A 23,877-nucleotide genomic window follows, 5' to 3' on the forward strand; every position below is an offset into this window, starting at 1 on the left:
ACCGGGGTCGCCCGCTGCCATGATGGACGACCGATGTTGGTGCTCCTCAGGAACCCCCGCCGAGAGATCGAGGTCGCTGGGCCCATCCGCGTCCAGCGACTTCTCGACGACCTGTCGATCAACCGGGAGTCCGTCCTGGTGATCCGTGACGGCGAACTGGTCCCTGGCGACGCGGTCCTGCCCGACGACGCGGACATCGAGATCCGACCGGTGATCTCCGGTGGTGCGGCGTGAAGTGCCGAGTGTGCCGTGGGCCGGCGGTCATCGACCTCCCGGCCCACAACGCCAACTTCTGTCCAGAACACTTCGTCGCGTTCTGCCACTCCTCGGTCGAGAAGGCCATCCACAAGTTCCGGATGCTCGCTCCTGACGAACGTGTCCTGGTGGCCGTCTCCGGCGGGAAGGACTCACTCGCGCTCTGGGACATCCTCCTCGACCTCGGCTACGACGCCGATGGCTTCGTGATCGGACTGGGTATCGGCGAGTACTCGGCGACGTCCACGTCGTATGCCCGGACCTTCGCCGAGCAGCGTGGCGCCCGCCTGCTCGAGGTCGACCTCCGGGACGAGCACGGATTCGACGTGCCCACCGCGGCGGCGGTCACGAAGCGGCCCGCCTGCTCGGCGTGCGGACTGTCCAAGCGACACCTCTTCGACCGAGCAGCGATCGACGGGGGCTACGACGCGGTCGCCACGGGTCACAATCTCGACGACGAAGCGGCGGTGCTGTTCGGCAACACGCTGCGGTGGAACACGGAGTACCTGGCGCGCCAGCGGCCGGTGTTGGCCGCTCGCGACGGCTTCCCCCGCAAGATCAAGCCGCTCGTCCGGCTCGGCGAGCGGGAGATGGCCGCCTACTGCGTGATCCGCGGGATCGACTACATCGTCGAGGAGTGCCCCATGGCGGCGGGCAACAAGCACCTCGCCTACAAGGACGCCCTCAACCGCGTCGAGACCGAGTCCCCGGGATCGAAGCACGCCTTCTACCACGAGTTCCTCCGGAAGGCCGTCGACTCGTTCGAGGACGACGGCCCGAGCGGCGACCGTGGCCACTGCATCCGTTGCGGATCCCCGTCGACCAACGAGATCTGTGCGTTCTGCGCACTCGTCGAACGCTGTGCCGACGTCCCCGTGGCCCTGACGACCCGGAGAACCCGATGACCGACGCCCCTGAAGACCTCGAGACGACCGCGGCCTCCGTCGACGTCGAGCCCGCGGCGACCCCGCACGACCCGGAGCGCCGCTTCATCCCCGGCGACGACGTGCTCCTCATCGATCGCAAGCGCCGCCGCTACCTGGTCACGCTGAAGGAGGGTGGTGAGTTCCACAACCACGCCGGGGTGCTCCCGCACGAGGACATGCTCGGGTCGCCCGAGGGAACGACGTTCCGAACGACGCACGGGGCGTGGCTCCTCGCCCTTCGTCCGACGCTCAACGACATCGTCCTGAAGATGCCGCGTGGTGCGCAGGTCATCTACCCCAAGGACCTCGGGCCGATCGTGATCATGGCCGATCTCCATCCCGGCGTCCGGGTCCTCGAGTCCGGGGTCGGTTCGGGAGCGTTGTCGATGGCCATGCTCCGAGCCGGCGCGACCATCACCGGCTACGAACTGCGCGAGGACTTCGCCGACCGAGCCCGAGAGAACGTCGCCCGCTTCACGCCAGACCTCGCCGACCGGTATCGGGTCGAGCTGCGCGACTGTTACGACGGCATCGACGAGCGCCACCTCGACCGGATCGTCCTCGACCTCCCGGAGCCGTGGCGTGTCGTCCCGCACGCCGAGGTGGCGATGCGTCCCGGCGGCATCCTCGTCGCGTACACGCCGACGATCGGCCAAGCCTCGACCCTGCGGAAACGTCTGGACGAGTCCCGCTTCGACTTCGCCGAGACGCTCGAGGTCCTCCAGCGCACCTGGCACATCGAAGGCCAGTCGGTCCGGCCCGATCACCGCATGGTCGCCCACACGGGGTTCCTGACCAGCGCTCGGCTCCTCGCCGCGGAGTGAGTGTGGTGGGGTCGCGCCGAACATGAACGTCCTCGACCTCAGCTTGTTGGCGGTGGCGGCGATGGCTGCCGTCGGCGGCTACCGGCTCGGGTTCCTGACCCGGACGGTGTCGTGGATCGGCATGGGGATCGGTCTCCTCGCATCCGCCCGCGCCCTGCCATGGTTCATCGAAAGCTTCTCGGGCGAGTCCCCACTGAGCCTGCTCCTCTTCGCGGGGATCCTGCTGCTGCTCGGATCGTTCCTCGGTCAGGCGCTCGGTGTCCTGATCGGCAGCCGCCTCCGGTTCCGGCTGCCCAGTGAGGATTGGCGTGGTGTCGACCACGTGTTCGGCGCGGCGGCCGGGCTCGTCGGGGTGGCCGTCTGCTTCTGGCTCCTCCTCCCGGCGATGTCGAGTGCCCCCGGCTTCTTCGCGCAACAGACTCGCCAGTCGGTCATCGCCCGGGGAGTCGACCGCCTGTTCCCCGAGGCTCCCGACACGCTCCTCGCTCTCCGCCAGATCGTCGGCGAGGACCAGTTCCCGCGGGTCTTCGATGCGCTCACGCCTGCGCCCGACATCGGACCGCCTCCCGCCGATCCCGGGCTGCCCCCCGACGTCGTGGCCAGGGTGACGGCATCGACCGTCAAGGTCTCCGGTCCGGCGTGCAGCAGGATCCAGGAGGGAAGCGGCTTCGTGGCGCTGGGCACCGACGTGGTGATCACCAACGCCCACGTCGTCGCCGGCCAGGAGACCACGCAGGTCGAACGCGACGACGGCAGTCTGCTGGACGCGATCGTCGTCGTCTTCGACCCGAATCGGGATCTCGCCGTGTTGCGAGTACCCGGTCTGGACCGGACGCCGCTGCCGATCGGCGACGGGTCGGCGGGTACCGCCGGGGGAGTGTTCGGCCATCCCGGCGGGGCCCCGCTCCGGGTGGCGCCGTTCGTGGTCGGCGACGAGGTGCGCGCCGTCGGAACCGACATCTACGACTCGCAGCGCACCGAGCGTGAGGTGCTGATCCTGGCGTCCCAGCTCCGCCCGGGCGATTCCGGCGCGGCGATGGTCGATGCTGCCGGCGCTGTCGTGGGCGTGGCGTTCGCGATCGCACCGGACGACCCCGATGTCGCCTACGGACTCGACACCGTCGAGATCGACGCGGTGGTCGGTGGTGACCTCGTCACGCCGGTGGACACCGGGCCGTGTCTGCGATGACCGAGCCCTCGGCGATCCCGACCGACGGCAGGGTGCCACTCGAGCATCGGGTCCTCGTGCTGTGGCGCGTCCGCATCGCCCTCGTTGTGGCCGTCGTGGCGGTCGTCTGGGGTGTCGCGCTCGCGCTCCTGCTTCCCGCGCTCGTCGCCCTCGCCGCCCTGGGCGCCGCGCTGGGCGTCGTCGGTGGTGTCTCGTGGTGGTGGACCGCGCTGGTCTGGCGCAGCTGGCGCTTCGAGATCGGCACGGCGGCTCTGCGGCTCGAGCACGGTGTCCTCATCCGCCGCTCGTCGACGATCCCGTATCACCGCGTCCAGCACATCGACCTCGAGGCCGGGCCGATCGAGCGACGGATGCGCCTGACCACGTTGATCCTCCGCACGGCCTCGGCGAGCTCCGACTCGACCGTTCCGGGGATCGACGCTGCCGAAGCCGAGGTCGTGCGGACCCGGATCCTCTCGCTGGTGGGGACCGGCGATGCGACCTGACGACACTCCCGACCTGACGGAGCCGCGACGGACGTCGCCGCTCGGCGCCGTCCTCGCCGTCCTCGGCGTCGAACAACTCCGCCCGCTCCTTCCCGTCGTCCTCGTGGCTGCGTCGTCGGGACGCTTCGTCCTCGTGCTGGGCGGAGCGCTCGCCCTCGGCCTCGTCTACAACACGCTCGCGTGGTGGCGTCGCACCTGGTCCTACGCCGACGGGGTCCTCCGACTCGACGAGGGGATCCTCGTGCGGAACGAACGACGGATCCCTGTCGAGCGGATCCAGCACCTCGAACTCGAGCAACGGCTGAGACACCAGCTGTTCGGGCTGTCCGTCGTGAGGATCGAGACCGCCGGAGGATCGGGAGCGGAGATCCAACTCGACGCCATCGCCACCCGTGATGCGGAGGCGCTGCGGTCGTCGGTGGCCCGGCCGGACACGGCGGAGCCCGGCGCTCCCGTCGTCGAGGCCGAGGTCCTGATCCGCCTTCCGCCGACTCGGCTGCTCCTCGCGGGCATCACCGGCCCGGAGGTGGCCGCCGTCCTGGCCGCGCTCGCCGTGACGTTCGACGTGTTGACCGATCTCGGTGTCGACCCGGGAGCGTTCGACCGCGTCGACGCGACCATCCTGACGGCCGCGCTGGCCGTGGTGATCGGGGTCCCGCTGTGGTTCCTGGTCGCGGGGATGATCGGCGTCGTGCGTCGATGGGACCTCACGGCCACCATCCGTGGCAACGACCTCCGGGTGACCTACGGACTGCTGCGCCGGGCGGAGTTCGCCGTCGACCTCGCTCGCGTCCAGGACGTCCGGGTCGCGCACCGACTGCTGCTGCGGCCCTTCGGTCGAGCAGACCTGCGGGTCCGCACGGCGGCGTCGGGCGGTGGTGAACACAGCCGGGTCGACATCCCCCTCCTCGACACGGACGAGGTGGCTCGGATCCTCGCACGCATCGTCCCCGCAGCGGTCCCGCTGCCACAGCTCACGCCAGCGCCTCCGGCGGCCCGTCGTCGCGCGCTCGTCCGCGGGACCCTGGTCGGTGTCGCTCTCGGCGGGATCGCCAGCGTGCCGGCCTGGGCCCTCGTCGGAGCGAACGCCATCGGAATCGCCGTTGCCGCAACCGGTGCCGGTCTCGTGTGGGGGGAGTCCGCGTACCGAGGACTGGGGGTGGGAACGTCCGGACACGGGACCGTGGTGCACAGCCGTCGAGGCGCGGGTACGCGCGACCATTCGATGGTTCCCGTGCACCGAGTGCAGTCCACGGGCGTGCAGGCCTCGTGGTTCCAGCGGCGTCGCGACCTCGCGAGCGTGCGACTCGACCTCGCCGGCGCGCATGTCGTCGTCCCGGACCGGATCAGCAGCGACGCTGTGGCGTTGGCCGGGGCGTCGCTTCCGGGCTGAAAACGTCCGAGGCCCCCGCACCAGGTGCGGGGGCCTCGGAACAGGACGTTGCGCTTCAGCGCATCAGACCTCGATGAAGATGCACTCGCCGGGGCATTCCTCGGCGGACTCGATGGTGGCTTCTTCCTGGCCGGCGGGAACCGGTGCCACTGCCTCGGCGCCTGCGGGGTCGCTGAGGATCTTGTCGCCGTCCTTGACGTAGGCAAGGCCGTCGTCGAGGAGTGCGAAGACGTCGGGAGCGATCTCCTCACAGAGACCGTCGCCGGTGCACAGATCCTGGTCAATCCAGACCTTCATGTCGCTGTCGCCCTTCCTGCGGGTGCGTGCTTGTCGATGTGGGTTGCACCCTACCGGCTCGCGGAATTGACGCGGCAACTCCCGCGGAAACGTGGTGTTCATCGATCGTCACCGCAACGACGCCGGGAGGCCCGCAGACCGGTGTATGGTCCGCGACCGAGCCCAGGAGGAGCACACGATGCCGGACAACGACGCCGCCGATGCCACCGAACGTGAGCAGCTTCTCGCCCTCGAAGAGGAGGTGACGGTCCTGCGGAAGCGTCTCCAGGACGCTCCCAAGCGGGTTCGCACCCTCGAGGAGCGGCTGCTCGAGACCAAGGGCCAGCTCTCGCAGGCCGTGTCGCAGAACGAGAAGCTGACCTACACCCTGCGTGAAGCACGCGAGCACATCGCTGCGCTGCGCGAGGAGGTCGACAAGCTCACGCAGCCGCCGTCGGCCTACGGCACGTTCCTCGGGCTCAACGACGACGGCACCGCCGACGTGCACGCCGGCGGCCGGAAGATGCGCGTGGCCGTGCACCCCGAGCTGCTCGACGATGCCGGCTCGCTCGCCCAGGGCGCCGAGGTCGTGCTGAACGAGAGCTTCAGCATCATCCTGGCCCGCGGCGCCGAGGGACAGGGAGAGGTGGTCACCCTCAAGGAGGTCCTCGACGACGGACGCCGCGCCCTGGTCGTCGGCCGCGCCGACGAGGAGCGGGTGGTCGAGTTGGTCGAGGACCTCCTCGACGAGCGCCTGCGGTCGGGCGACACGATGCTGCTCGACACGCGCGCCGGACTCCTGCTCGAGAAGCTCCCACGTCCCGAGGTCGAGGAGCTGGTGCTCGAGGAGGTCCCCGACGTCCGCTACGAGGACATCGGTGGACTCGACGAGCAGATCGAACAGATCGCCGACGCGGTCGAGTTGCCGTTCGCCAACCAGGAACTCTTCGCCGAGTTCGAGCTGCCGGCGCCCAAGGGGATCCTGTTGTACGGGCCTCCCGGTTGCGGCAAGACGCTCATCGCCAAGGCCGTGGCCAACAGCCTCGCCCAGAAGGTCGCCGAGGCGACGGGCAACGAGGCCCGCAGCTTCTTCCTCAACATCAAGGGTCCCGAGCTGCTGAACAAGTACGTCGGCGAGACCGAGCGGCAGATCCGCCTCGTCTTCCAGCGTGCGCGGGAGAAGAGCGAGGAGGGTTGGCCGGTCATCGTCTTCTTCGACGAGATGGACTCGATGTTCCGCACCCGTGGCTCGGGCATCAGCTCGGACATGGAGTCGACGATCGTCCCACAGCTCCTGGCCGAGATCGACGGTGTGGAGTCCCTCAAGAACGTCATCGTGATCGGTGCGTCCAACCGCGAGGACCTCATCGATCCTGCGATCCTGCGACCCGGCCGACTCGACGTGAAGATCAAGATCGAGCGGCCGAACGAGACGTCGGCTGCGCAGATCTTCTCGCAGTACCTCACCGCCGACATCCCCATCGACGAGGCGTCGATCGCCGACCTCGGTGGCGGCGACGTGCACAAGGCCATCGACGCCATGATCGAGACCACCGTCGAGGAGATGTACTCGACCGAGGACCGCAACCGGTTCCTCGAGGTCACGTACCAGAACGGCGACAAGGAGCTGATGTACTTCAAGGACTTCAGCTCGGGCGCCATGATCGAGAACATCGTGCGCCGGGCCAAGAAGTTGGCCATCAAGCGACTCCTCGCCGACGGCACCAAGGGCATCAAGACCGAGGACCTCCTCGCCTCGATCAAGCAGGAGTTCAAGGAGCACGAGGACCTCCCGAACACCACCAACCCCGACGACTGGGCGAAGATCTCCGGCAAGAAGGGCGAGCGGATCGTCTACGTCCGCACCCTCATCCAGAAGAACGACGACGCATCCGATCCGCAGGGCGGCCGCTCGATCGAGCGGGTCGCCACCGGGCAGTACCTGTAGGAGGAGTCATGGCATTCCGGCCGTGGGCGAGGACCATGCAGTCCGAGGCCGAGAAGATGCCCGAGACCCTCGCCACCATCCGCGAGGCAGCCGAGAACTTCCGCCAGGCGAGCCTCGATCTGTCGGAGGTCGTCGAGACCCTGAAACGTGTCACCACGGCACTCGACGCGGCCGGTCTCGCGGAGGCCACCGAGATCATCCGCACGTCGGGTGAGGTCATGCGCCTCACGGCCGGCGACATGCGATCGGCGCAGGAGTCGTTCTCCGCGATGAACGAGGCCTTCGTGAACGGACTCCGCAAGCTTCCCGGCGGCGACGTCTTCAAGGCATTCCGTCTGCCCCGCTAGCTGCGTCGGGCACGGGTAGCGTCGCAGCCGTGGCTGTGCCCAAGATCGTCGGCGTCGAGACGGAGTTCGGGATCTTCGTGCGCGGACGTGCCGAGTCGAATCCGATCGCGGCGTCGTCGATCCTCATCAACGCCTACGTCCAGGAGCTGGTCCGCTCGGGGCAGGCCGCCCGGACCGCCCCGCGCGTGGGTTGGGACTTCGAGGACGAGATGCCGCACAACGACGCTCGAGGAACCACGCCCGTCGGCGCTCGTCCACCCGAGGTCGAGACGCATCTCGTCAACGCCGTCCTCACCAACGGTGCCCGCTACTACGTCGACCACGCCCACCCGGAGTGCTCGACGCCGGAGTGCGCCGACGCCGCCGAGATCGTCACGTGGGACCGTGCCGCCGAGGAGATCCTGCGCCGGTCGATGGTCGCTGCGCGTTCGCTGCTGGCGCCGGACGAGGAGATCGTCGTCCACAAGAACAACTCCGACGGCAAGGGGAACAGCTACGGCTGTCACGAGAACTACCTGCTCGCTCGGTCGGTTCCCTTCGGTCGCATCGTGCGCCAGATCACGCCGTTCTTCATCAGCCGGCAAGTGTTCTGCGGCGCCGGCAAGGTCGGTACCGAAGCCCCCGGGATGACGTCGGCCGACGTCCCCTTCCAGTTGTCTCAGCGCGCCGACTTCTTCGAGGAGGAGGTCGGGCTCGAGACCACCCTCAAGCGGCCGATCGTCAACACCAGGGACGAGCCCCACGCCGACGCACAGAAGTACCGGCGACTCCACGTCATCATCGGCGACGCCAACATGTCCGAGGTCGCGACCTATCTGAAGGTGGGCACCACCGCCATCGTGTTGGCCATGATCGAGGACGACGAACTCGGCCTCGACCTTGCGCCGGCCGCCCCGATCGCTGCGCTACGGGCGGTCTCCAACGACATCTCGATGACCGCGCCCATCGAACTGGCGAACGGTTCGACGATCACGGCGATCGACCTGCAGTGGGAGTACCACGAGCGGGCCCGCAAGTACGCCGAGGTCCACGGGCTGGCGTGCGTCGGCGAGGAGGTCGGCGCCGACGTCCTCGATCGGTGGCACGACGTGCTCACCCGGCTGGAGTCCGATCCGATGTCCGTGTCCTCGACGGTCGACTGGGTGGCGAAGTACCGCCTGGTGTCGGGCTACCGCGAGCGCCATGGACTGGACTGGGACGACGCGCGACTGGCCGCGATCGGTCTGCAGTACCACGACCTGCGTGAGGACAAGTGCCTCGCCCTGCGGGCCGGCCTCGAGACCATCGCCGACCCGGCGGCGGTGACGCGAGCGATCACCGACCCGCCACCCTCCACCCGCGCGTTCTTCCGCGGGCGATGCCTGCAGAAGTGGCCGGAGTCGATCGTGGCCGCCAACTGGGACTCGCTCGTGTTCGACGTCGGCGGCGACCCGCTGCGTCGGGTGCCGATGATGGAACCCTCGCGTGGAACCGAGGAGCATGTGGGTACATTGATCGAGGAATGCGAGACGGCAGCAGATCTGCTCGATCGTCTCGGGTCGTGACGACCGTCACGGCGAAGGAACAGTCTGGAGTTCGGTGATGGCTGAACGAGAACAGAAGAAGAAGACCGCTCCCACTCGTGAGGAAGAGGTCGTCGAAGAGGTTCCGGCTGCGTCGGAATCCGGCGAGAAGATCAAAGCCGAACTCGACGACCTGCTCGACGAGATCGACGACGTTCTCGAGCAGAACGCCGAAGACTTCGTGAAGTCGTACATCCAGAAAGGTGGCCAGTAGATCGGCCGGTAGTGTCCCTCGCGTGACGCTCCCGATCTTCTCGCCAGACACGGATCCCGGCCCCGACTTCGCCTCGCTGTTGCGAGCCCAGGGGCGTGACCCCGCTGCGAAGCTCGGCGATCTGGCACCGCATCCGCTGACGATCACCCACGGCACGACGGTCGTCGCGGTGAAGACCTCGGCCGGCGTGGTCATGGCCGGTGACCGGCGTGCGACCTCGGGCAACCTGATCAGCCATCGCACGATGGAGAAGGTGTTCCCGGCCGACCGGTTCTCGGGCGTGGCGATCGCCGGCGCTGCCGGACCCGCCATGGAGATGGTCAAGCTGTTCCAGTTGCAGCTCGAGCACTACGAGAAGGTCGAGGGTCACCACCTCAGCCTCGAGGGCAAGGCCAACCAGCTCAGCGGCATGGTGCGGAACCACCTCCCTGCGGCGATGCAGGGCATGGCCGTCATCCCCCTGTTCGCAGGATTCGATCGCAACCGCGGCGTCGGCCGCCTCTTCGAGTTCGACGTCACCGGCGGTCGCTACGAGGAGCTGCACCACGCCGCCACCGGCTCGGGCTCGCTCCACGCCGGCACCGTGATCAAGATCGGCTACCGCGAGGGCATCGAACCCGATGCCGCCATCGACCTGTGTCTCCGAGCGCTCTTCGAGGCCGCCGACGACGACTCGGCGACCGGGGGACCCGATCTCATCCGGGGCATCTTCCCCATCGTCGCCACGATCGACGAGAACGGCTTCAACCGCCTCGGCGACACCGAGATCCGCCAGCGCTTCGAGGGCCTCGTCGGCACGTTCTCGTCGGCGCAGTCCACCGGACCCGCCAACGACCAGGGGAGCGAGTCATGAGCCAGCCCTTCTACGTCGCACCCGAACAGGTGATGAAGGACCGGGCCGACTACGCCCGGAAGGGCATCGCTCGTGGCCGGAGCCTCTGTGCCGTGAGTTACGCCGACGGGATCATGGTGTGCGCCGAGAACTCGTCGTCGACGCTGCGGAAGGTCTCGGAGATCTACGACCGCATGGCCTTCGCCGGCGTCGGCAAGTACAACGAGTTCGACCAGCTCCGCGTCGCCGGCGTCCGCCACGCCGACATGAAGGGCTACCAGTACTCCCGCGAAGACGTCGATGCCCGCAGCCTCGCCAACGCCTATGCGCAGATGCTCGGCCAGATCTTCACGCACGAGATGAAGCCGATGGAGGTCGAGATCCTCGTCGCCGAGATCGGGGAGGGACCCGAGGACGACGAGCTGTTCCACATCCTCTACGACGGCTCGGTCGTCGACGAGTCCCGCTTCTCGGTCCTCGGGGGAGAGGCGGAGGCGATCTCCGGTCGCCTCGACGCCGCGTACGAGGACGCCATGCCGCTCGATGCCGCCGTCCGTGCTGCGGTCGGCGCCCTCGCCGGCCCCGACCGTGCGCTGACCGCAGACGAGCTCGAGGTGGCCGTCCTGGCCCGGACAAACGGTCGCCGCAAGTTCTCTCGCATCGGCCCGGCAGAGGTTGCGGTCCTCCTGGGAGAATCCACCACCTGAGCCCTCCCGGCGTGACGCCCTGACCTGCGGTTCCGGGGCCGAGTTGACAATCCCATTACGAGTTGTAACGTGATCGCAACGTGCAACCCGGGGAACCACCATGTCACTCACCATCGAACCCACCATCGGATCAGGAGCTCGGATGAACGCGCCCGCCGGCATCCCCGATCCCGCCGACGTCGGTACCCGGTCGGGAGCGGCAGACGACGTCTCGGTCACCGGACCGATGCCCGTCGTCGACCTCGCAGCGGGCCACCTGCACGTCTCGACGCGTCGTGACGTCACGATCGTCGAACTCGACGGCGGTCTCGACGACGATCTCGCGTCGACCCTCGTGCCGGCGATCGTCACCGTCATCGCCGACGCTTCGGCCGTGATCCTCGACCTGGACCAGACGACGCTGCTCGACCGCACGGCGCTCGAAGCCGTCTGTGCCCCGCTGCACGCGGCGAGCCCCGCACTCGACCGCTGCATCGTCTCGGGCCGATTGTCCGCACGTCTCGTGCTCGAACGGTGGGACATCCCTCGCGGCTTCGTCGTGTTCTCGAGCGTCCCCGACGCACTGCAGGCGAGGACCTTCGTCGAGAGCGGTTACGGCACCGGTTGGGCCACGGCCGGCGACTTGTCCACCTGACGACGCGACCCGCCGATAGGTTGCTCCGCGTGGAGCGCCGGATCTTCGGGTTGGAGAACGAGTACGGCGTCACCTGCACCCTCAGGGGACAGCGACGCCTCAGTCCCGACGAGGTCGCGCGGTACCTCTTCCGTCGAGTCGTGTCGTGGGGGCGGAGTTCCAACGTCTTCCTCGCCAACGGTGCTCGGCTGTATCTCGACGTCGGTTCCCACCCCGAGTACGCCACGCCCGAGTGCGACTCGCTGGTCGATCTCGTCACTCACGACAAGGCGGGCGAGCGAATCCTCGAGCAGCTCCTCGGGAGCGCCGAGCAGCGTCTCCGTGAGGAGGGCATCCGCGGCACGATCTACCTGTTCAAGAACAACACCGACTCGGCCGGCAACTCCTACGGCTGCCACGAGAACTACCTCACCAGTCGCCACGACGATCTGGGTTCGTACTCCGAACATCTCATCCCGTTCCTCGTCACCCGCCAGATCTACGCGGGCGCAGGCAAGGTCCTGCAGACCGCACGTGGGGCCATCTTCTGTCTGGCCCAGCGGGCCGAGCACATCTGGGAAGGTGTGAGCTCGGCCACCACGCGGAGCCGCCCGATCATCAACACCCGTGACGAGCCCCATGCCGACGCCGAGCGATACCGGCGTCTGCACGTCATCGTCGGTGACTCGAACATGAACGAGTACACCAACTACCTCAAGGTCGGGACCGTCGCGATCCTGCTGCGCATGCTCGAGGATCCGGCCGTGGTCATGCGGGACATGACGCTCGAGAATCCGATTCGAGCCATCCGCGAGATCAGCCACGACATCACGTGCACCCGGAAGGTGCGGCTCGCGAACGGCCGCGAACTGTCGGCGCTCGAGATCCAGCAGACGTACCTCGACCGGGCGCTGCTCTACGCCGACCGCAAGGGCTTCCCCGAACAGGAGCAGCGCGCGCTCGACATGTGGGCGCACGTGATGGAGGGACTGAGCACCGACCCGCTGTCGCTGTCGCGGGAGTGCGACTGGGTCACGAAGTATCACCTCATCGAGCGGTACCGGAACAAGCACGATCTGGCGCTGAACGCCCCGCGGGTGGGTCTCATCGACCTGCAGTACCACGACATCGATCGCAAGCGCGGCCTGTTCTACAAGCTCCAGGCCAACGACATGGTCGAGCGGATCACCGACGACCACGCCATCGAAGAGGCGATCGAGACACCCCCGCAGACCACCCGTGCTCGGTTGCGCGGCGAGTTCATCCGTCGGGCCAAGGAGCGGAATCGCGACTACACGGTCGACTGGGTGCATCTGAAGCTCAACGACCAGGCGCAACGCACCGTGCTGTGCAAGGACCCGTTCAAGTCGCAGGACGACCGCGTCGACCGGCTCATCGCCGGTCTCTGAGCCGACGTGCCAGCGTTTCGCAGCGGGCGGGTCGACGAGGTCCTGGCCGAACGCCCCGGTCTCCAGCGGGTCCTCGTCGACGGCGAGCGCGCCTATGTGCTCACCCGACAGATCGGTCCGGTCGCCGTCGACGATCGCGTCGTCGTCAACACCACTGCGGTCGATCTCGGGCTCGGGACCGGGGGCTGGCACGTCGTCCACTGGAACCTGTCGCGCGACTCGTGGTCCGAGGCGGGCCCCGGCCACATCATGAAGTTGCGCTACACGAGCATCCAGACCGACACGGGTGCGACCGAGGAGGACATCGATCCCGGTACCGACCTCGCTGGGACACCGGTCGTCGCGTGCTCACTGCACAGCCAGGTACCGCTGGTGGCGGCGACGTACCTGGATCGCCACCCGGACGCTCGCGTCGTCTACGTGATGACCGACGGCGCTGCGCTTCCGCTCGCGTTGTCGGATCTCGTGGTCTCGATGCGCGACGCCGACCTCGTCCATGCGACCGTCACCGCCGGCCATGCCTTCGGTGGCGACCGCGAGGCCGTCTCGATCCCCTCGGCCCTGGCCATCGCGGTCAACGTCGAGCACGCCGACCTGGTCGTGGTCGCGATGGGCCCGGGCGTGGTGGGAACCGACTCTGCGCTGGGGACGACCGCGGTCGAGGTCGCTGCCGTCCTCGATGCCACGGCGGCGCTCGGCGGACGCCCGATCTGCTGCGTGCGGGCGTCGGGCGCCGACGCCAGACCTCGCCATCAGGGGGCGAGCCATCACGTCGAGACGATCCTCTCGCTCACGCGAAGTCGGGTCGAGGTGGCTTCGGTCGTCGGGGCGCCGGTCGTCGCCGACGCCCACGACGTCCATGTCGTCGACCCCGGCGACGTTCCGTCCCTGCTCGCGTCTCGTGGCCTGCGGGTCACCTCGATGGGCCGTGGGCCGGAGGACGACCCGCTGTTCTACGCGTCGGCCGGCGCTGCCGGCGTGGTGGCGGCCACCGCCATCGACGGTCGATAGCCTCCGCGACGTATGGCGGCGACTCCCAAGCTCGAGCGACTCCTCGACCTGATCGCAGAGCTCCTCCACACCGAGCGACCGCTCAGTGCCGAGGATCTCCACGAGCGTCTCCCGGGGTATCCCGAGGACCGCGACTCGTTCAAGCGAGCGTTCGAACGCGACAAGGCCGACCTCCGCGAGATGGACATCCCGCTACGCGTCGAGACGATCCCGGGGATCCACCCTCCCCGGGACGGCTACCGGATCGACCAGGACGAGTACGGACTCGCCGATCCCGGCCTCGAGGCCGACGAGTTGGCGGCGATCCACCTGGCGGCGACGGCCGTGCGTCTGGACGGGGCGAACCCCCATCCGGGCCTGCACAAGCTCGGCGGCGCCGTCGTCGACGAGGACCCGGAACGTGGGAGCGCGGTGCTCCCGTCGGCCCCCAACCTCGCCGAGGTGTTCGAGGCGGTCGGGCAACACCGCCAACTCCGGTTCCGCTACCGGGACAAGGACCGTGTCGTCGACCCGTTCCGGCTCCATCACGAGCGCGGCCACTGGTACGTGCAGGGCCACGACCACGACGCCGGCGAGAGCCGATCGTTCCGCCTCGATCGCGTCGAGGGTCCACTCGACGTCGGTGCGCCGGACTCGATCGAGGTCGTCGTCGATGTCGACGCCAACCCCATCCGGCTCGATGCCTGGGCGCTGGGCGACGACCCGCCGGTCGCGGCGACCGTGCGTGTCGACCCACCGCAGGCCGCGCTGGCCGCTCGGGTCGTCGGCGCGTCAGCCGATTCCGCCTGGGACGACGACGGCAGCGTCCTGCTCCGACTCGACGTGCGCCATCGCGAGGGATTCCGCAACTTCGTGCTGTCGTTCCTCGACGGGGCCGAGGTCCTCGAGCCGCAGGAGCTCCGGGACGAGATCGTCGAGTGGCTGCAGGCCCTCGGAGCAGGGGAGAGGCGCTGATGGCTCGGCCGAGTGCAACCGATCGCCTCGCGAGGATCCTGTCGATGGTGCCGTGGATCGCGAGTCAGGACTCACCACCCATCGACGACGTGTGCGAGCGTTTCGGGATCAGTCGCCGGGAGCTCGTCGCCGACCTGAACGTGGTGTTCGTGGTCGGGCTCCATCCGTACACACCCGAGAGCCTCATCGAGGTGATCTTCGACGACGAGCACGTCTCGATCGACTACACGAACTTCTTCGAGCGGCCGCTCCGACTCACACGCGACGAAGCCCTGGCCATCCTCACGGCCGGCATCGCGTCGGCAGCCCAGCCGGGTCACGACCCCGACGGACCGCTCGCCCGCGGCATCGCCAAGGTCGCGGCCGTGCTCGACATCGATCTCGACGACGACCTCGGGGTCGTCGTCGACGATCGCACGGCCGCAACCCACCAGCTGCTCGACCGCGCGATCCGCGACCGACGGGTCGTGCACCTCGGTTACTTCAGCCACTCGCGCAATGAACGGACCGAACGCGATGTCGAGCCGCTGCGGGTGTTCACGGCCGACGGCGCCTGGTATCTCGACGCCCATTGTCGAGCCACCGACGAGGACCGGGTGTTCCGCCTCGACCGGATCGTCGAGGCGAACGAGACCGACGAGCACTTCGATCCCGGGAGTGTGCCCACCCACGACGTCGCGTTCGTGCCGTCGCCCGAGCTCCCTCGGGTCGTGGTCGAGGTCGGCCCCGAACACCGGTGGTTCGTCGAACGGCATCCGATCGAACAGATCGAGGAGCTCCCGTCGGGTCGGACGCGCGTCGAGCTCGTCGTGAGCGCACGACCATGGCTGGAGCGGCTCCTCCTCCAGTTGGGACCGAGCGCAACGCTCGTCGACGCTCCGGAGGGGTTGCAGGGAAGTGCCGCGGCCGCTGCGTCGAGGATCCTGGAGCGCTATCGCGTCGGGTGACTGCGGGAGTGCGCCGACCGGCTTGTACGATCGCTCGACTGTGACCGACCCGACTCCCAGCGACGCCGCCCTCGACGTCGACGACGACGGTCCGTTCGACCTCACCGAGGACGTCGGGATGTCCCGCTCGCTCCGATCGGCGATCGAATGGGGAGCCGTGATCGTCGGCGCCCTGGTCATCGCCCTGGTGGTGAAGGTCTTCCTGATCCAGGCCTTCTACATCCCGTCCGAGTCGATGTATCCGACGCTCAAGATCAGTGATCGAGTCCTCGTCAACAAGCTCGACCGTGGTGTCGGCGGCATCGACCGCGGTGATGTCATCGTCTTCGACCGTCCCGGTGGCCCGGCGGCCGACGGGATCTCCGAGCTGATCAAGCGCGTCATCGCCCTGCCCGGTGAGACGATCGAGGGTGAGGACGGACGCATCAAGATCGACGGGGAGTTCATCGAGGAGAGCTACCTCCCCGATGGTGTGACGACCTCGACCTTCGGTCCCGAGACGGTCCCTGCCGGCCACGTGTGGGTCATGGGCGACAACCGCGGCGCATCCGACGACTCGCGCCGGTTCAAGTTCATTCCCGAAGAGGACATCGTCGGCACGGCCTTCGTGATCATCTGGCCGATCGGCGACGTCTCGACGCTCTGAGGCTCAGGCCCGCCAGTCGTCGCGTCCGTCGCGGACGGCCGTGGAACTGACGTCGAGGAACTGCTCGGGCAACTCCAGCACCTGGTTCGCCACCGACCTGGGGAGCCGGACGTCGGACCGAGGCACGATCGCCAGATCGGGGAGCCGGTCGAGGGCGGCGTCGCGAGCGTGGCGCGAGTCGCCGTAGTACCGGGGGTCGTGGAGTTGGTGCCACTTGTCGGCGCCGACCACGAGTAGGTCGTAGCCGCGGGCGATGTCGACGAGCAGTTGCTCCTCGGTGACGAGCGGACGGACCCACGGGCGCGTCGAACGATGGGTTTCGATGGTCGCGACACGATCAGGGACCGGTTCGTGGGCCCGGCCTTCCTTGTCCAGCGCCTGTTGCGAGATGACCAGGTCGACCCAAACGGCATCGCGTTGGGCCCGCACGGCGTCGACGATCGCCAGATGGGCGATCGTGAGCGGATCGAACGATCCGGGGAAGGCCGCGTGCGTCACGACCCGTGGACCCTCGCGATGGCGTCGACCATGCGGTCGACGTGGTCGGAGTAGACGCCGTCGACTCCCATGGTCAACAGCGCGTCGAGGATCCGAGGCTGCTGCGCATCCCAGCCGAAGCACTCGATCCCGAAGCGGTGGAACAGGGTCGTCAGACCACCGCTCCAGTCGGAGTGGTGCATGTTCAGGACCTCGATCCCGGCATTGCGCAGCGACATGGCACGACGTTCCGGACCCTCGGGCATCCGCTTCATGCGCGTGGAATCGACCAGGTGGATGGCGTCGGAGCGACCTCGCCACGTGGCGACGAGCTCCCAGTCGTGGTGGCACAGCCAGAGCTGCTCGTCGGCCCCGGCCGCCTCGGCGACGGCGACCGTTGCCTCGAATGCGGCGGGGTCCTTCACGTCGAGCGAGAGCGGGATGTCGACGCCGACGGTCTCGTAGAGGTCGGCGAGGGATGGGATGTGGGGCGGGAGGTCGCAGCGTTCGACGGTGCGGATCGGGGTCCGACGGACGCGTCCGACGATCCCGTCGTGGTCGAGTACCGGTACGCCGTCTGCGGTCAACCAGACGTCGCTCTCGAGGCCGGTGGCGCCCAGGCGGAGGCCGAGAGTGAACGCTTCGAGGGTGTTTTCGGTAGCGTGCGCACGCGCACCTCGATGGGCAAAACCGATCGGTGACCGACGCAGCGGCTCGACTCGCGGCATCCAGCAAGCCTGGCAGTCCAGGCGGATGTCGCAGGAATCGCTCAAGGGTCACCGAAGGGACGCCGATGCTTGTTGCAGCAAGAGGGACAAGCCGGGAGGGCTTTGGAGTGGCAACACGAATTCGAGCGAGCTGCGTGGACTGTGGCGACGTCGAACTGTGTGTGACCGACGTCGAGGTTCGAGTCTGCACCGATGACAACGCCGGGAGCTACGTGTTCCGGTGTCCGAGCTGCGACATGGCGGTCGTCAAGGACGCCGAGCCCCGCGTCGTCGATCTCCTCCTCGCCTCGGGCGTGACGCTCACGACCTGGACCGTCCCGGCCGAGCTGCGTGAGGTGCACACCGACGCTCCCGCGTTCACGCACGACGATCTCCTCGACTTCCACGACGAACTCGACCAGGACGATTGGTTCGACCGGCTCGTCGACAGCGTCGCCGACGGCAACAGCGACAGCAGCGACCACGCCTGACCCAGGGGTGGACGGACCGGCGGCACCGACCTCCGAGGCCGCCACGCCACCGTTACACTCCGAGCCATGTTCAACGTCGGCGGCATGGAGCTGCTCGTCATCGGGCTCGTCGCGCTCATCGTCCTCGGCCCCGACAAGCTGCCCGGCGCCATCCGCCAGGTGGGTCAGGTCGTCGGTGAGCTGCGTCGCATCTCGAGCAGCTTCCAGACCGACCTGAAGGGCGCGCTCACCGACGCCGAGCGCGAGGCGGAAGCCGAACGTCGCGCCAACGCCGCCGCCCCGGCATCCGACACGCCCGACCCCGGCGCAGCACGGGCTGCGGCCCACGCCGAGTTGGCGGCGGCCGAAGCGGCACTCGACGACGACACCCCGTCATCCGGCGACGATGTCGGCTCCGAAGGTCACCCTGAGGCATCATCGTCGGGCACCGACGAGGACTCCTCACGCGCCGCTTCCTGATCCGGGGGTGGATCGTGGTCCGATCATCCCCCGACAACCGCCCATGACGCGGCAGGAGCAGTAGATGGCCAAGACAGTCGACGACGGGCGGATGCCGTTGCTCGAGCACCTGGGCGAGCTCCGTGATCGCCTGGTGAAGATCGCCGTCGCCATCGCCTTGGGCGCGTTGATCGCCTGGTTCCTCTACCCCCAGATCTTCGACATCCTCCTCGACCCCTACTGCGGCCTCCAGGGGGCGACGCCTGAGAACTGCCGACTGCTGCAGACCGAACCCCTCGAGGGGTTCTCCGTACGTCTGCGTGTCGCTGGCTACGGCGGGATCGCCCTCGCGATGCCGGTGATCCTGTGGCAGATCTGGCGCTTCATCACCCCGGGTCTCCACTCGCACGAGAAGAAGTACGCCATCCCGTTCGTGCTCAGTGCCCTCGCCCTGTTCGTCATGGGCGCCGCGCTGGCCTATTACACGCTGCCCCGAGCACTCGACTTCCTGGTCAACATCGGCGGCGAGAACCTGCAGACGCAGTTCCGTCCAGCGCCCTACTTCCAGCTCATCACCTACATGATGTTGGCGTTCGGCGCCGGCTTCGAGTTCCCCGTCGTCCTGGTGTTCCTGCAGCTCGCGGGCGTGGTCTCGGCCAAGAACCTCCGCAGCGTGCGTCGCTACGCGATCGTGGGCATCGTCATCCTCGTGGCCGTCCTCACGCCGTCCGGCGACCCCTACAGCCTCGGGATCCTGTCGATCCCGATGATCTTCTTCTACGAGGCAGCGATCCTCATCGGCTCGCTCCTCACCCGTAAGCGGCGAAAGGCCGAGGTCGTCGACACCTGATGGCCTCACCCCGCCCCGGCTCACACGTCGCCGCGCTGGTCGACGGCCTGGGCTTCCCGCTCGACCGTTTCCAACGAGATGCAGCCGACGCCATCGACGGCGGTCGCTCGGTCCTCGTCGCGGCTCCCACCGGAGCCGGCAAGACCGTCGTCGCCGAGTACGCCGTCGCCGATGCGCTCGACCATGGCCAACGCGCCTTCTACACGACGCCGATCAAGGCGCTGTCGAACCAGAAGTTCGGTGAGCTCCGAGATCGCTACGGCACCGGCCGCGCCGGACTGCTGACCGGAGACAACTCGATCGACGGCGACGCCCCCGTGGTCGTGATGACCACCGAGGTCCTCCGCAACATGATCTACAGCGGGCGACCGCTCGACGATCTCGGCGTGGTGGTGCTCGACGAGGTGCACTATCTCCAGAACTCCTTCCGCGGTCCGGTGTGGGAGGAGGTCATCGTGCACCTCCCCGAACACGTCCGGCTGGTCTGTCTGTCGGCCACCGTCTCCAACGTCGACGACATCGGCGACTGGCTCACGACGGTTCGTGGACCGACCGACGTCGTGGTCGAGCACGAGCGGCCGGTCAGCCTCACCAACACGTACCTCGTCGGCGACAAGTCCGGTGGGCGACTCCGACTGGTCGACACGCTGGTCGACGGGCGCCCCAACCCCGAGGGCGCTCGCTTCGACGTCGACCGAGACCAGAGTTCGGGTCGTGACCGAAGCCGGGGACGGTCGCGCGGCGGGAACAACCGTCGCCGCTGGTTCACTCCCAACCGACTGGAGGTCCTCCAGGTCCTCGAGGACACCGACCTCCTCCCGGCGATCGCCTTCATCTTCAGCCGGGCAGCGTGCGACGACGCCGTCAAGGCCTGCCTCGACGCGGGGGTGCGACTCACCACCCGCGAGGATCGCCGGCGGATCCGCGAGATCGCCGACCGTCACCTCGCCGTGCTCGAGGACGCCGACTTCCGCGCCCTGGGCGGCGAACGATGGCTCCGTGGTCTCGAGGCCGGCGTGGCCTCCCATCACGCCGGCCACGTTCCGCCATTCAAGGAGGCGGTCGAGGCCTGCTTCGCCGAAGGCCTCGTCAAGCTCGTCTTCGCGACCGAGACGCTGGCGCTGGGCATCAACATGCCGGCGCGATCGGTCGTCATCGAGCGGATGACGAAGTTCAACGGTGAGTCCCGGGCGTTCCTGACGCCGGCCGAGTACACACAGCTGACCGGTCGAGCCGGACGTCGAGGCATCGACACCCACGGCACCGCCGTCGTGCTGTGGTCGCCCTTCGTCGCGTTCGCACAGATCGCCGGACTGGCGAGCAGCCGGAGCTTCGTCCTCCGCTCCGCGTTCCGGCCGACGTACAACATGGCGGTCAACCTGATCCGGCGTCACGACCGCGAGAGCGCTCGGCGACTGCTGAACCAGTCGCTCGCGCAGTACCAGGCCGACCGAGCCGTGGTCGTGACCGAACGACGGCTGGTCAAGCGGCGGGCCGCTCTCGACCAGTTGCTCGGGGAAGCGTCGTGCGAGCTCGGCGACGTGGCCGAGTACCGAGAACTGGCGCAGACCGATCTTCCCCGCCGCGAGCGGCGCCGCCGGCTCGAGGCACGCCTCGACGACCTCAGTCCAGGCGACGTCATCGCGCTCGACGATCAGCCGCGGGTCGCGGTCCTGTCGGTCGCGCATCGGTCGGGAGAGCGCATCAAGGTGAAGGTCGTCTCGCCCGACGGCGACGTGTTCACGGTGGGGATGCCGGACTTCGACCATCCTCCCGAGGTGTTGGCGACGCTGACGCTGCCGGAACCCTTCCAGCCCGCCGATCCCCGGTTCCAGGCGTCGGTCGCCGAAGACCTCCACGGTGCGACCGTGGCGACGCCGGCGAGGCGGGGGAGTGCCGTCGACCACCCCGTCGCCAGCTGTCCCGATGCCGACGAGCACCTCCGAGCGCTCGAACGCGCCGAGCGCGTCCGCCGGGAGGTGGACGAACTCACCGCGCGCATCGACCACCAGTCCGGAACGCTCGGCCTCGCGTTCGAGCGGGTCCTCGAGGTGCTCGGCGAATTCGGGTACGTCGACGGCTGGACGGTGACGGCACGGGGCGATCTCCTCGCCGGCGTCTACCACGAGTCCGATCTGGTCGTGGCCGAGGCCATCGCCGCCGGTTGCTTCGACGACCTCGATGCCCCGGAACTCGCTGCCGTTGCCTCTGCGCTCGTCTACGAGCACCGGGCTCCAGGGCCGCCACCCGAGGCGCGCTATCCGTCCGACCGCGTCGAGGACCGATGCCGTGACATCGACGCCATCGTCCGCAGCATCGTGGTCGTCGAGGAACGGGTCGGCCTGCCCACGTCGAGTGGCGGCGACCACAACTTCGCCCGACTGGCGCACGAGTGGTGCGCGGGAGAATCGCTCGGTTCGTTGCTCGACGACGGCGACATCGAGTTGACCGGTGGAGACTTCGTCCGGACCGTTCGCCAGCTCGTCGACCTCGTCCGCCAGATCGGTCAGCTCGCCGATGATCCCACCACCAGGACGACTGCTCGTCGCGCCGTCGGAGCGCTCGAACGAGGTGTCGTGGCGGCGACGGTCGAGGCCGAGGCCGAGAACGAGGATCAGGACGAAGCGAGCGGGGACGGCGACGGGGCCGAGGCGTGACGATCGAGAAGGGCGAGCCGTGGGGCGCACCCGGTCGGCTGCCCGCCGACGGTGTGGTCGTGCACAGCGACATCGAGGCTCGAGCCGTGATCACGGCGGCGCGACGCTCGTCGACCCCGATCCCCGCGCTGGGTCTCCTGGGTGGCGACCTCGCTCGCACCTGCGGGGCGATGGGCTCGTACGACCGGCTGCACAGCGATGACGCCCAGACACTTCCGGTCGACCTGTGCGAGGTGCTGATCGACGGCTCGCTCCAGTTCTTCGTCTCGCATCTCGTGGCCAGACGGTCGTGGATCCGTGGTCCGATCATCATGGTGATGAACGCCCAGTACCGCGGCGACTGGAACGTCGCCCCCCGGTCGCATCCGAACGACGGCAAGGTCGAGGTCTTCACCGCCGATCCGTCGCTTGGCGATCGCTGGAAGGCGCTCCCACGGCTCAAGACCGGCACGCACCTGCCGCACCCCGACATCTCGCTCGAGCGGACCTCGGGGACGCAGATCGACCTCGCACCCGGGACGAAGGTGTGGCTCGACGGCGAGATCGTCGGACCGGCGCGCACGCTGTCGATCCGTGTCGTGCCCGACGCGCTCACGGTCGTCGTCTAGATCGGGAAGGCCGGGCATCCGCTGCCAGACTCGGGCCATGGACGCCTGGATCCTCGACGCTTCCCCCGGTGACTATCGCTTCGGGGAGATCGACACCCCCGAACCCGGACCCGGCGAGGTCCGGGTGCGGCCCGTCACCTCCGCCCTCAACCACATGGACCTGTGGCTGACCCGCGGGCTTCCAAAGCCGCAGCTCCCACACATCCCGGGATGTGACGTCGCCGGCATCGTCGACGCGGTGGGCGACGGCGTGGCTGTCGCCGTGGGCGACGAGGTCGTCGTCAACCCAGCCGTCATGTCCCTCGACGCCGTCGTGCGACTCGGCAACGATGCACCACTCGGACGTGGCTTCCAGATCCTGGGGGAGCAGCGGTGGGGTGGACACGGAGACGGCGTCGTCGTTCCCGAGCGGAACGTCGTCGCGAAGCCCGCGGGGCGCTCGTGGGAGGAGTGTGCAGCGTTTCCGCTCGCCACGCTGACCGCATACCGGATGCTGCGTCGGGCACGCCTCACGGCGGGCGAGACGGTGCTGGTGGTCGGTGTCGGCGGCGGCGTGTCGATGGCTGCGCTCGCGCTCGCCGTGGCGATGGGGGCGAAGGTGTACGTGACCAGCCGCCAGCAGTCGAAGATCGACCAGGCGGTCGCACTCGGCGCGGTCGAGGGATTCGACTCGGCCGCCGACTCGTGGCCGGTCAAGGCCGATGTCGTCGTCGAGTCGGTGGGTCCGGCGACGTGGGACCAATCCGTGCGGTCCCTCGTCCCCGGTGGCCGCCTCGTCGTGTGCGGGGGCACGTCAGGCCAGAAGGTCGAGATCGACCTCCCGAAGCTCTTCTTCAAGCAGATCGAGATCATCGGCTCGACCATGGGCTCGTACGAGGAGTTCGACGCCGTCGTGCGCCTCGTGGAACAGGGGTTGCCCATCGCCGTCGACGAGGTGTTCGACCGCGCCGACTACCCGGCGGCCCTCGACCGCCTCCGCAGCGGCGACCAACTCGGCAAGGTCGTCCTCCGCCACCCCACCCCCTGAGACCCCCGCCCGATCGGTTCTGGGTGCGCGATCGGTACTCCTGACGTCCCGATCGCGCACCCAGAACCAGATTGGTGGGGGTGG

General features: G+C 68.4%; 27 protein-coding genes. 24 read left to right on the plus strand and 3 right to left on the minus strand.

Features of this window, described 5'->3' with window-relative positions; genetic code table 11:
- Nucleotides 1-33: 33 nt before the first annotated feature.
- From AB8619_RS08230 to AB8619_RS08255, 6 genes are read left to right on the plus strand one after another with little or no spacing between them, the layout of a single operon-like run.
- Nucleotides 34-234: a MoaD/ThiS family protein gene (locus AB8619_RS08230; RefSeq protein WP_436795983.1), complete on the plus strand. Its 201-nt coding sequence runs from the start codon at nucleotides 34-36 to the stop codon at nucleotides 232-234.
- On the plus strand, nucleotides 231-1,160 hold the full coding sequence (locus AB8619_RS08235; protein ID WP_436795984.1) for a tRNA(Ile)-lysidine synthetase: 930 nt from the start codon (nucleotides 231-233) through the stop codon (nucleotides 1,158-1,160). The genes AB8619_RS08230 and AB8619_RS08235 overlap by 4 nt, the downstream gene beginning before the upstream one ends.
- Nucleotides 1,157-2,005, plus strand: coding sequence for a tRNA (adenine-N1)-methyltransferase (locus tag AB8619_RS08240; RefSeq protein WP_436795985.1), 849 nt, complete (start codon nucleotides 1,157-1,159; stop codon nucleotides 2,003-2,005). The genes AB8619_RS08235 and AB8619_RS08240 overlap by 4 nt, the downstream gene beginning before the upstream one ends.
- A 22-nt stretch (nucleotides 2,006-2,027) precedes the next feature.
- The gene (locus AB8619_RS08245; protein ID WP_436795986.1) at nucleotides 2,028-3,194 is read left to right on the plus strand and encodes a MarP family serine protease; all 1,167 of its coding nucleotides are present in this window, start codon (nucleotides 2,028-2,030) and stop codon (nucleotides 3,192-3,194) included.
- Nucleotides 3,191-3,679 carry a PH domain-containing protein gene (locus tag AB8619_RS08250; protein ID WP_436795987.1) on the plus strand — a complete coding sequence of 163 codons (489 nt, stop codon included), beginning with the start codon at nucleotides 3,191-3,193 and terminating at the stop codon, nucleotides 3,677-3,679. Before AB8619_RS08245 ends, AB8619_RS08250 begins: the two co-directional genes overlap by 4 nt.
- Nucleotides 3,669-5,072, plus strand: a complete 1,404-nt coding sequence (locus tag AB8619_RS08255; RefSeq protein ID WP_436795988.1) for a PH domain-containing protein — start codon at nucleotides 3,669-3,671, stop codon at nucleotides 5,070-5,072. Before AB8619_RS08250 ends, AB8619_RS08255 begins: the two co-directional genes overlap by 11 nt.
- 63 nt (nucleotides 5,073-5,135) lie before the next feature.
- On the opposite strand, the gene AB8619_RS08260 is transcribed toward AB8619_RS08255, so the two are convergent.
- Nucleotides 5,136-5,369: a ferredoxin gene (locus AB8619_RS08260; RefSeq protein ID WP_436795989.1), complete on the minus strand. Its 234-nt coding sequence runs from the start codon at nucleotides 5,367-5,369 to the stop codon at nucleotides 5,136-5,138.
- 178 nt (nucleotides 5,370-5,547) lie between these two features.
- On the opposite strand from AB8619_RS08260, the gene arc reads away from it, so the two are divergent.
- From arc to lepB, 12 genes are all read left to right on the plus strand, one after another.
- Complete coding sequence (gene arc, locus AB8619_RS08265) at nucleotides 5,548-7,296, plus strand: proteasome ATPase (RefSeq protein WP_436795990.1); 1,749 nt, start codon at nucleotides 5,548-5,550, stop codon at nucleotides 7,294-7,296.
- 8 nt (nucleotides 7,297-7,304) lie between these two features.
- Complete coding sequence (locus AB8619_RS08270; RefSeq protein WP_436795991.1) at nucleotides 7,305-7,643, plus strand: hypothetical protein; 339 nt, start codon at nucleotides 7,305-7,307, stop codon at nucleotides 7,641-7,643.
- A gap of 29 nt (nucleotides 7,644-7,672) precedes the next feature.
- Nucleotides 7,673-9,187: a depupylase/deamidase Dop gene (dop, locus tag AB8619_RS08275; protein ID WP_436795992.1), complete on the plus strand. Its 1,515-nt coding sequence runs from the start codon at nucleotides 7,673-7,675 to the stop codon at nucleotides 9,185-9,187.
- Between the two features lie 37 nt (nucleotides 9,188-9,224).
- Nucleotides 9,225-9,419 carry a ubiquitin-like protein Pup gene (locus tag AB8619_RS08280; RefSeq protein WP_436795993.1) on the plus strand — a complete coding sequence of 65 codons (195 nt, stop codon included), beginning with the start codon at nucleotides 9,225-9,227 and terminating at the stop codon, nucleotides 9,417-9,419.
- Between the two features lie 22 nt (nucleotides 9,420-9,441).
- The gene (prcB, locus tag AB8619_RS08285; RefSeq protein ID WP_436795994.1) at nucleotides 9,442-10,272 is read left to right on the plus strand and encodes a proteasome subunit beta; all 831 of its coding nucleotides are present in this window, start codon (nucleotides 9,442-9,444) and stop codon (nucleotides 10,270-10,272) included.
- The gene (gene prcA, locus AB8619_RS08290; protein WP_436795995.1) at nucleotides 10,269-10,958 is read left to right on the plus strand and encodes a proteasome subunit alpha; all 690 of its coding nucleotides are present in this window, start codon (nucleotides 10,269-10,271) and stop codon (nucleotides 10,956-10,958) included. Before prcB ends, prcA begins: the two co-directional genes overlap by 4 nt.
- A 142-nt stretch (nucleotides 10,959-11,100) precedes the next feature.
- Nucleotides 11,101-11,592 carry a hypothetical protein gene (locus tag AB8619_RS08295; RefSeq protein WP_436795996.1) on the plus strand — a complete coding sequence of 164 codons (492 nt, stop codon included), beginning with the start codon at nucleotides 11,101-11,103 and terminating at the stop codon, nucleotides 11,590-11,592.
- Between the two features lie 29 nt (nucleotides 11,593-11,621).
- Entirely contained in the window at nucleotides 11,622-12,980 is a 1,359-nt protein-coding gene (pafA, locus tag AB8619_RS08300) for a Pup--protein ligase (RefSeq protein WP_436795997.1), read from the plus strand.
- A 6-nt stretch (nucleotides 12,981-12,986) separates the two neighbouring features.
- Complete coding sequence (locus AB8619_RS08305; RefSeq protein WP_436795998.1) at nucleotides 12,987-13,991, plus strand: DUF3866 family protein; 1,005 nt, start codon at nucleotides 12,987-12,989, stop codon at nucleotides 13,989-13,991.
- A gap of 12 nt (nucleotides 13,992-14,003) precedes the next feature.
- Nucleotides 14,004-14,945: a helix-turn-helix transcriptional regulator gene (locus AB8619_RS08310; protein WP_436795999.1), complete on the plus strand. Its 942-nt coding sequence runs from the start codon at nucleotides 14,004-14,006 to the stop codon at nucleotides 14,943-14,945.
- On the plus strand, nucleotides 14,945-15,892 hold the full coding sequence (locus AB8619_RS08315; protein ID WP_436796000.1) for a helix-turn-helix transcriptional regulator: 948 nt from the start codon (nucleotides 14,945-14,947) through the stop codon (nucleotides 15,890-15,892). Before AB8619_RS08310 ends, AB8619_RS08315 begins: the two co-directional genes overlap by 1 nt.
- Nucleotides 15,893-15,932: 40 nt before the next feature.
- A complete protein-coding gene (gene lepB / locus AB8619_RS08320; protein ID WP_436796001.1) occupies nucleotides 15,933-16,538 on the plus strand; it encodes a signal peptidase I in 606 nt (201 codons plus the stop codon).
- 3 nt (nucleotides 16,539-16,541) lie between these two features.
- On the opposite strand, the gene AB8619_RS08325 is transcribed toward lepB, so the two are convergent.
- Together AB8619_RS08325 and AB8619_RS08330 are read right to left on the minus strand one after the other, a co-directional pair.
- The gene (locus AB8619_RS08325; RefSeq protein ID WP_436796002.1) at nucleotides 16,542-17,036 is read right to left on the minus strand and encodes a hypothetical protein; all 495 of its coding nucleotides are present in this window, start codon (nucleotides 17,034-17,036) and stop codon (nucleotides 16,542-16,544) included.
- Nucleotides 17,033-17,743, minus strand: a complete 711-nt coding sequence (locus AB8619_RS08330; RefSeq protein ID WP_436796003.1) for a glycerophosphodiester phosphodiesterase — start codon at nucleotides 17,741-17,743, stop codon at nucleotides 17,033-17,035. Before AB8619_RS08330 ends, AB8619_RS08325 begins: the two co-directional genes overlap by 4 nt.
- A 134-nt stretch (nucleotides 17,744-17,877) precedes the next feature.
- Between AB8619_RS08330 and AB8619_RS08335 the strand changes: the two genes are divergently transcribed.
- From AB8619_RS08335 to AB8619_RS08360, 6 genes are all read left to right on the plus strand, one after another.
- Nucleotides 17,878-18,213, plus strand: a complete 336-nt coding sequence (locus AB8619_RS08335) for a hypothetical protein (RefSeq protein WP_436796004.1) — start codon at nucleotides 17,878-17,880, stop codon at nucleotides 18,211-18,213.
- 66 nt (nucleotides 18,214-18,279) lie between these two features.
- Nucleotides 18,280-18,672 (plus strand): Sec-independent protein translocase protein TatB, encoded by a 393-nt coding sequence (gene tatB, locus AB8619_RS08340; RefSeq protein WP_436796005.1) that lies wholly within the window; start codon nucleotides 18,280-18,282, stop codon nucleotides 18,670-18,672.
- A gap of 64 nt (nucleotides 18,673-18,736) precedes the next feature.
- Nucleotides 18,737-19,501 (plus strand): twin-arginine translocase subunit TatC, encoded by a 765-nt coding sequence (gene tatC, locus AB8619_RS08345; protein WP_436796006.1) that lies wholly within the window; start codon nucleotides 18,737-18,739, stop codon nucleotides 19,499-19,501.
- A complete protein-coding gene (locus AB8619_RS08350) occupies nucleotides 19,501-22,158 on the plus strand; it encodes a DEAD/DEAH box helicase (RefSeq protein ID WP_436796007.1) in 2,658 nt (885 codons plus the stop codon). The genes tatC and AB8619_RS08350 overlap by 1 nt, the downstream gene beginning before the upstream one ends.
- Complete coding sequence (locus AB8619_RS08355) at nucleotides 22,155-22,766, plus strand: diacylglycerol/lipid kinase family protein (RefSeq protein WP_436796008.1); 612 nt, start codon at nucleotides 22,155-22,157, stop codon at nucleotides 22,764-22,766. The genes AB8619_RS08350 and AB8619_RS08355 overlap by 4 nt, the downstream gene beginning before the upstream one ends.
- Before the next feature lie 37 nt (nucleotides 22,767-22,803).
- Entirely contained in the window at nucleotides 22,804-23,793 is a 990-nt protein-coding gene (locus tag AB8619_RS08360) for a zinc-binding dehydrogenase (RefSeq protein WP_436796009.1), read from the plus strand.
- Nucleotides 23,794-23,877: the final 84 nt, after the last annotated feature.

The organism is Actinospongiicola halichondriae (assembly GCF_049103745.1).
Lineage (GTDB): Bacteria > Actinomycetota > Acidimicrobiia > Acidimicrobiales > Salinilacustritrichaceae > Salinilacustrithrix > Salinilacustrithrix halichondriae.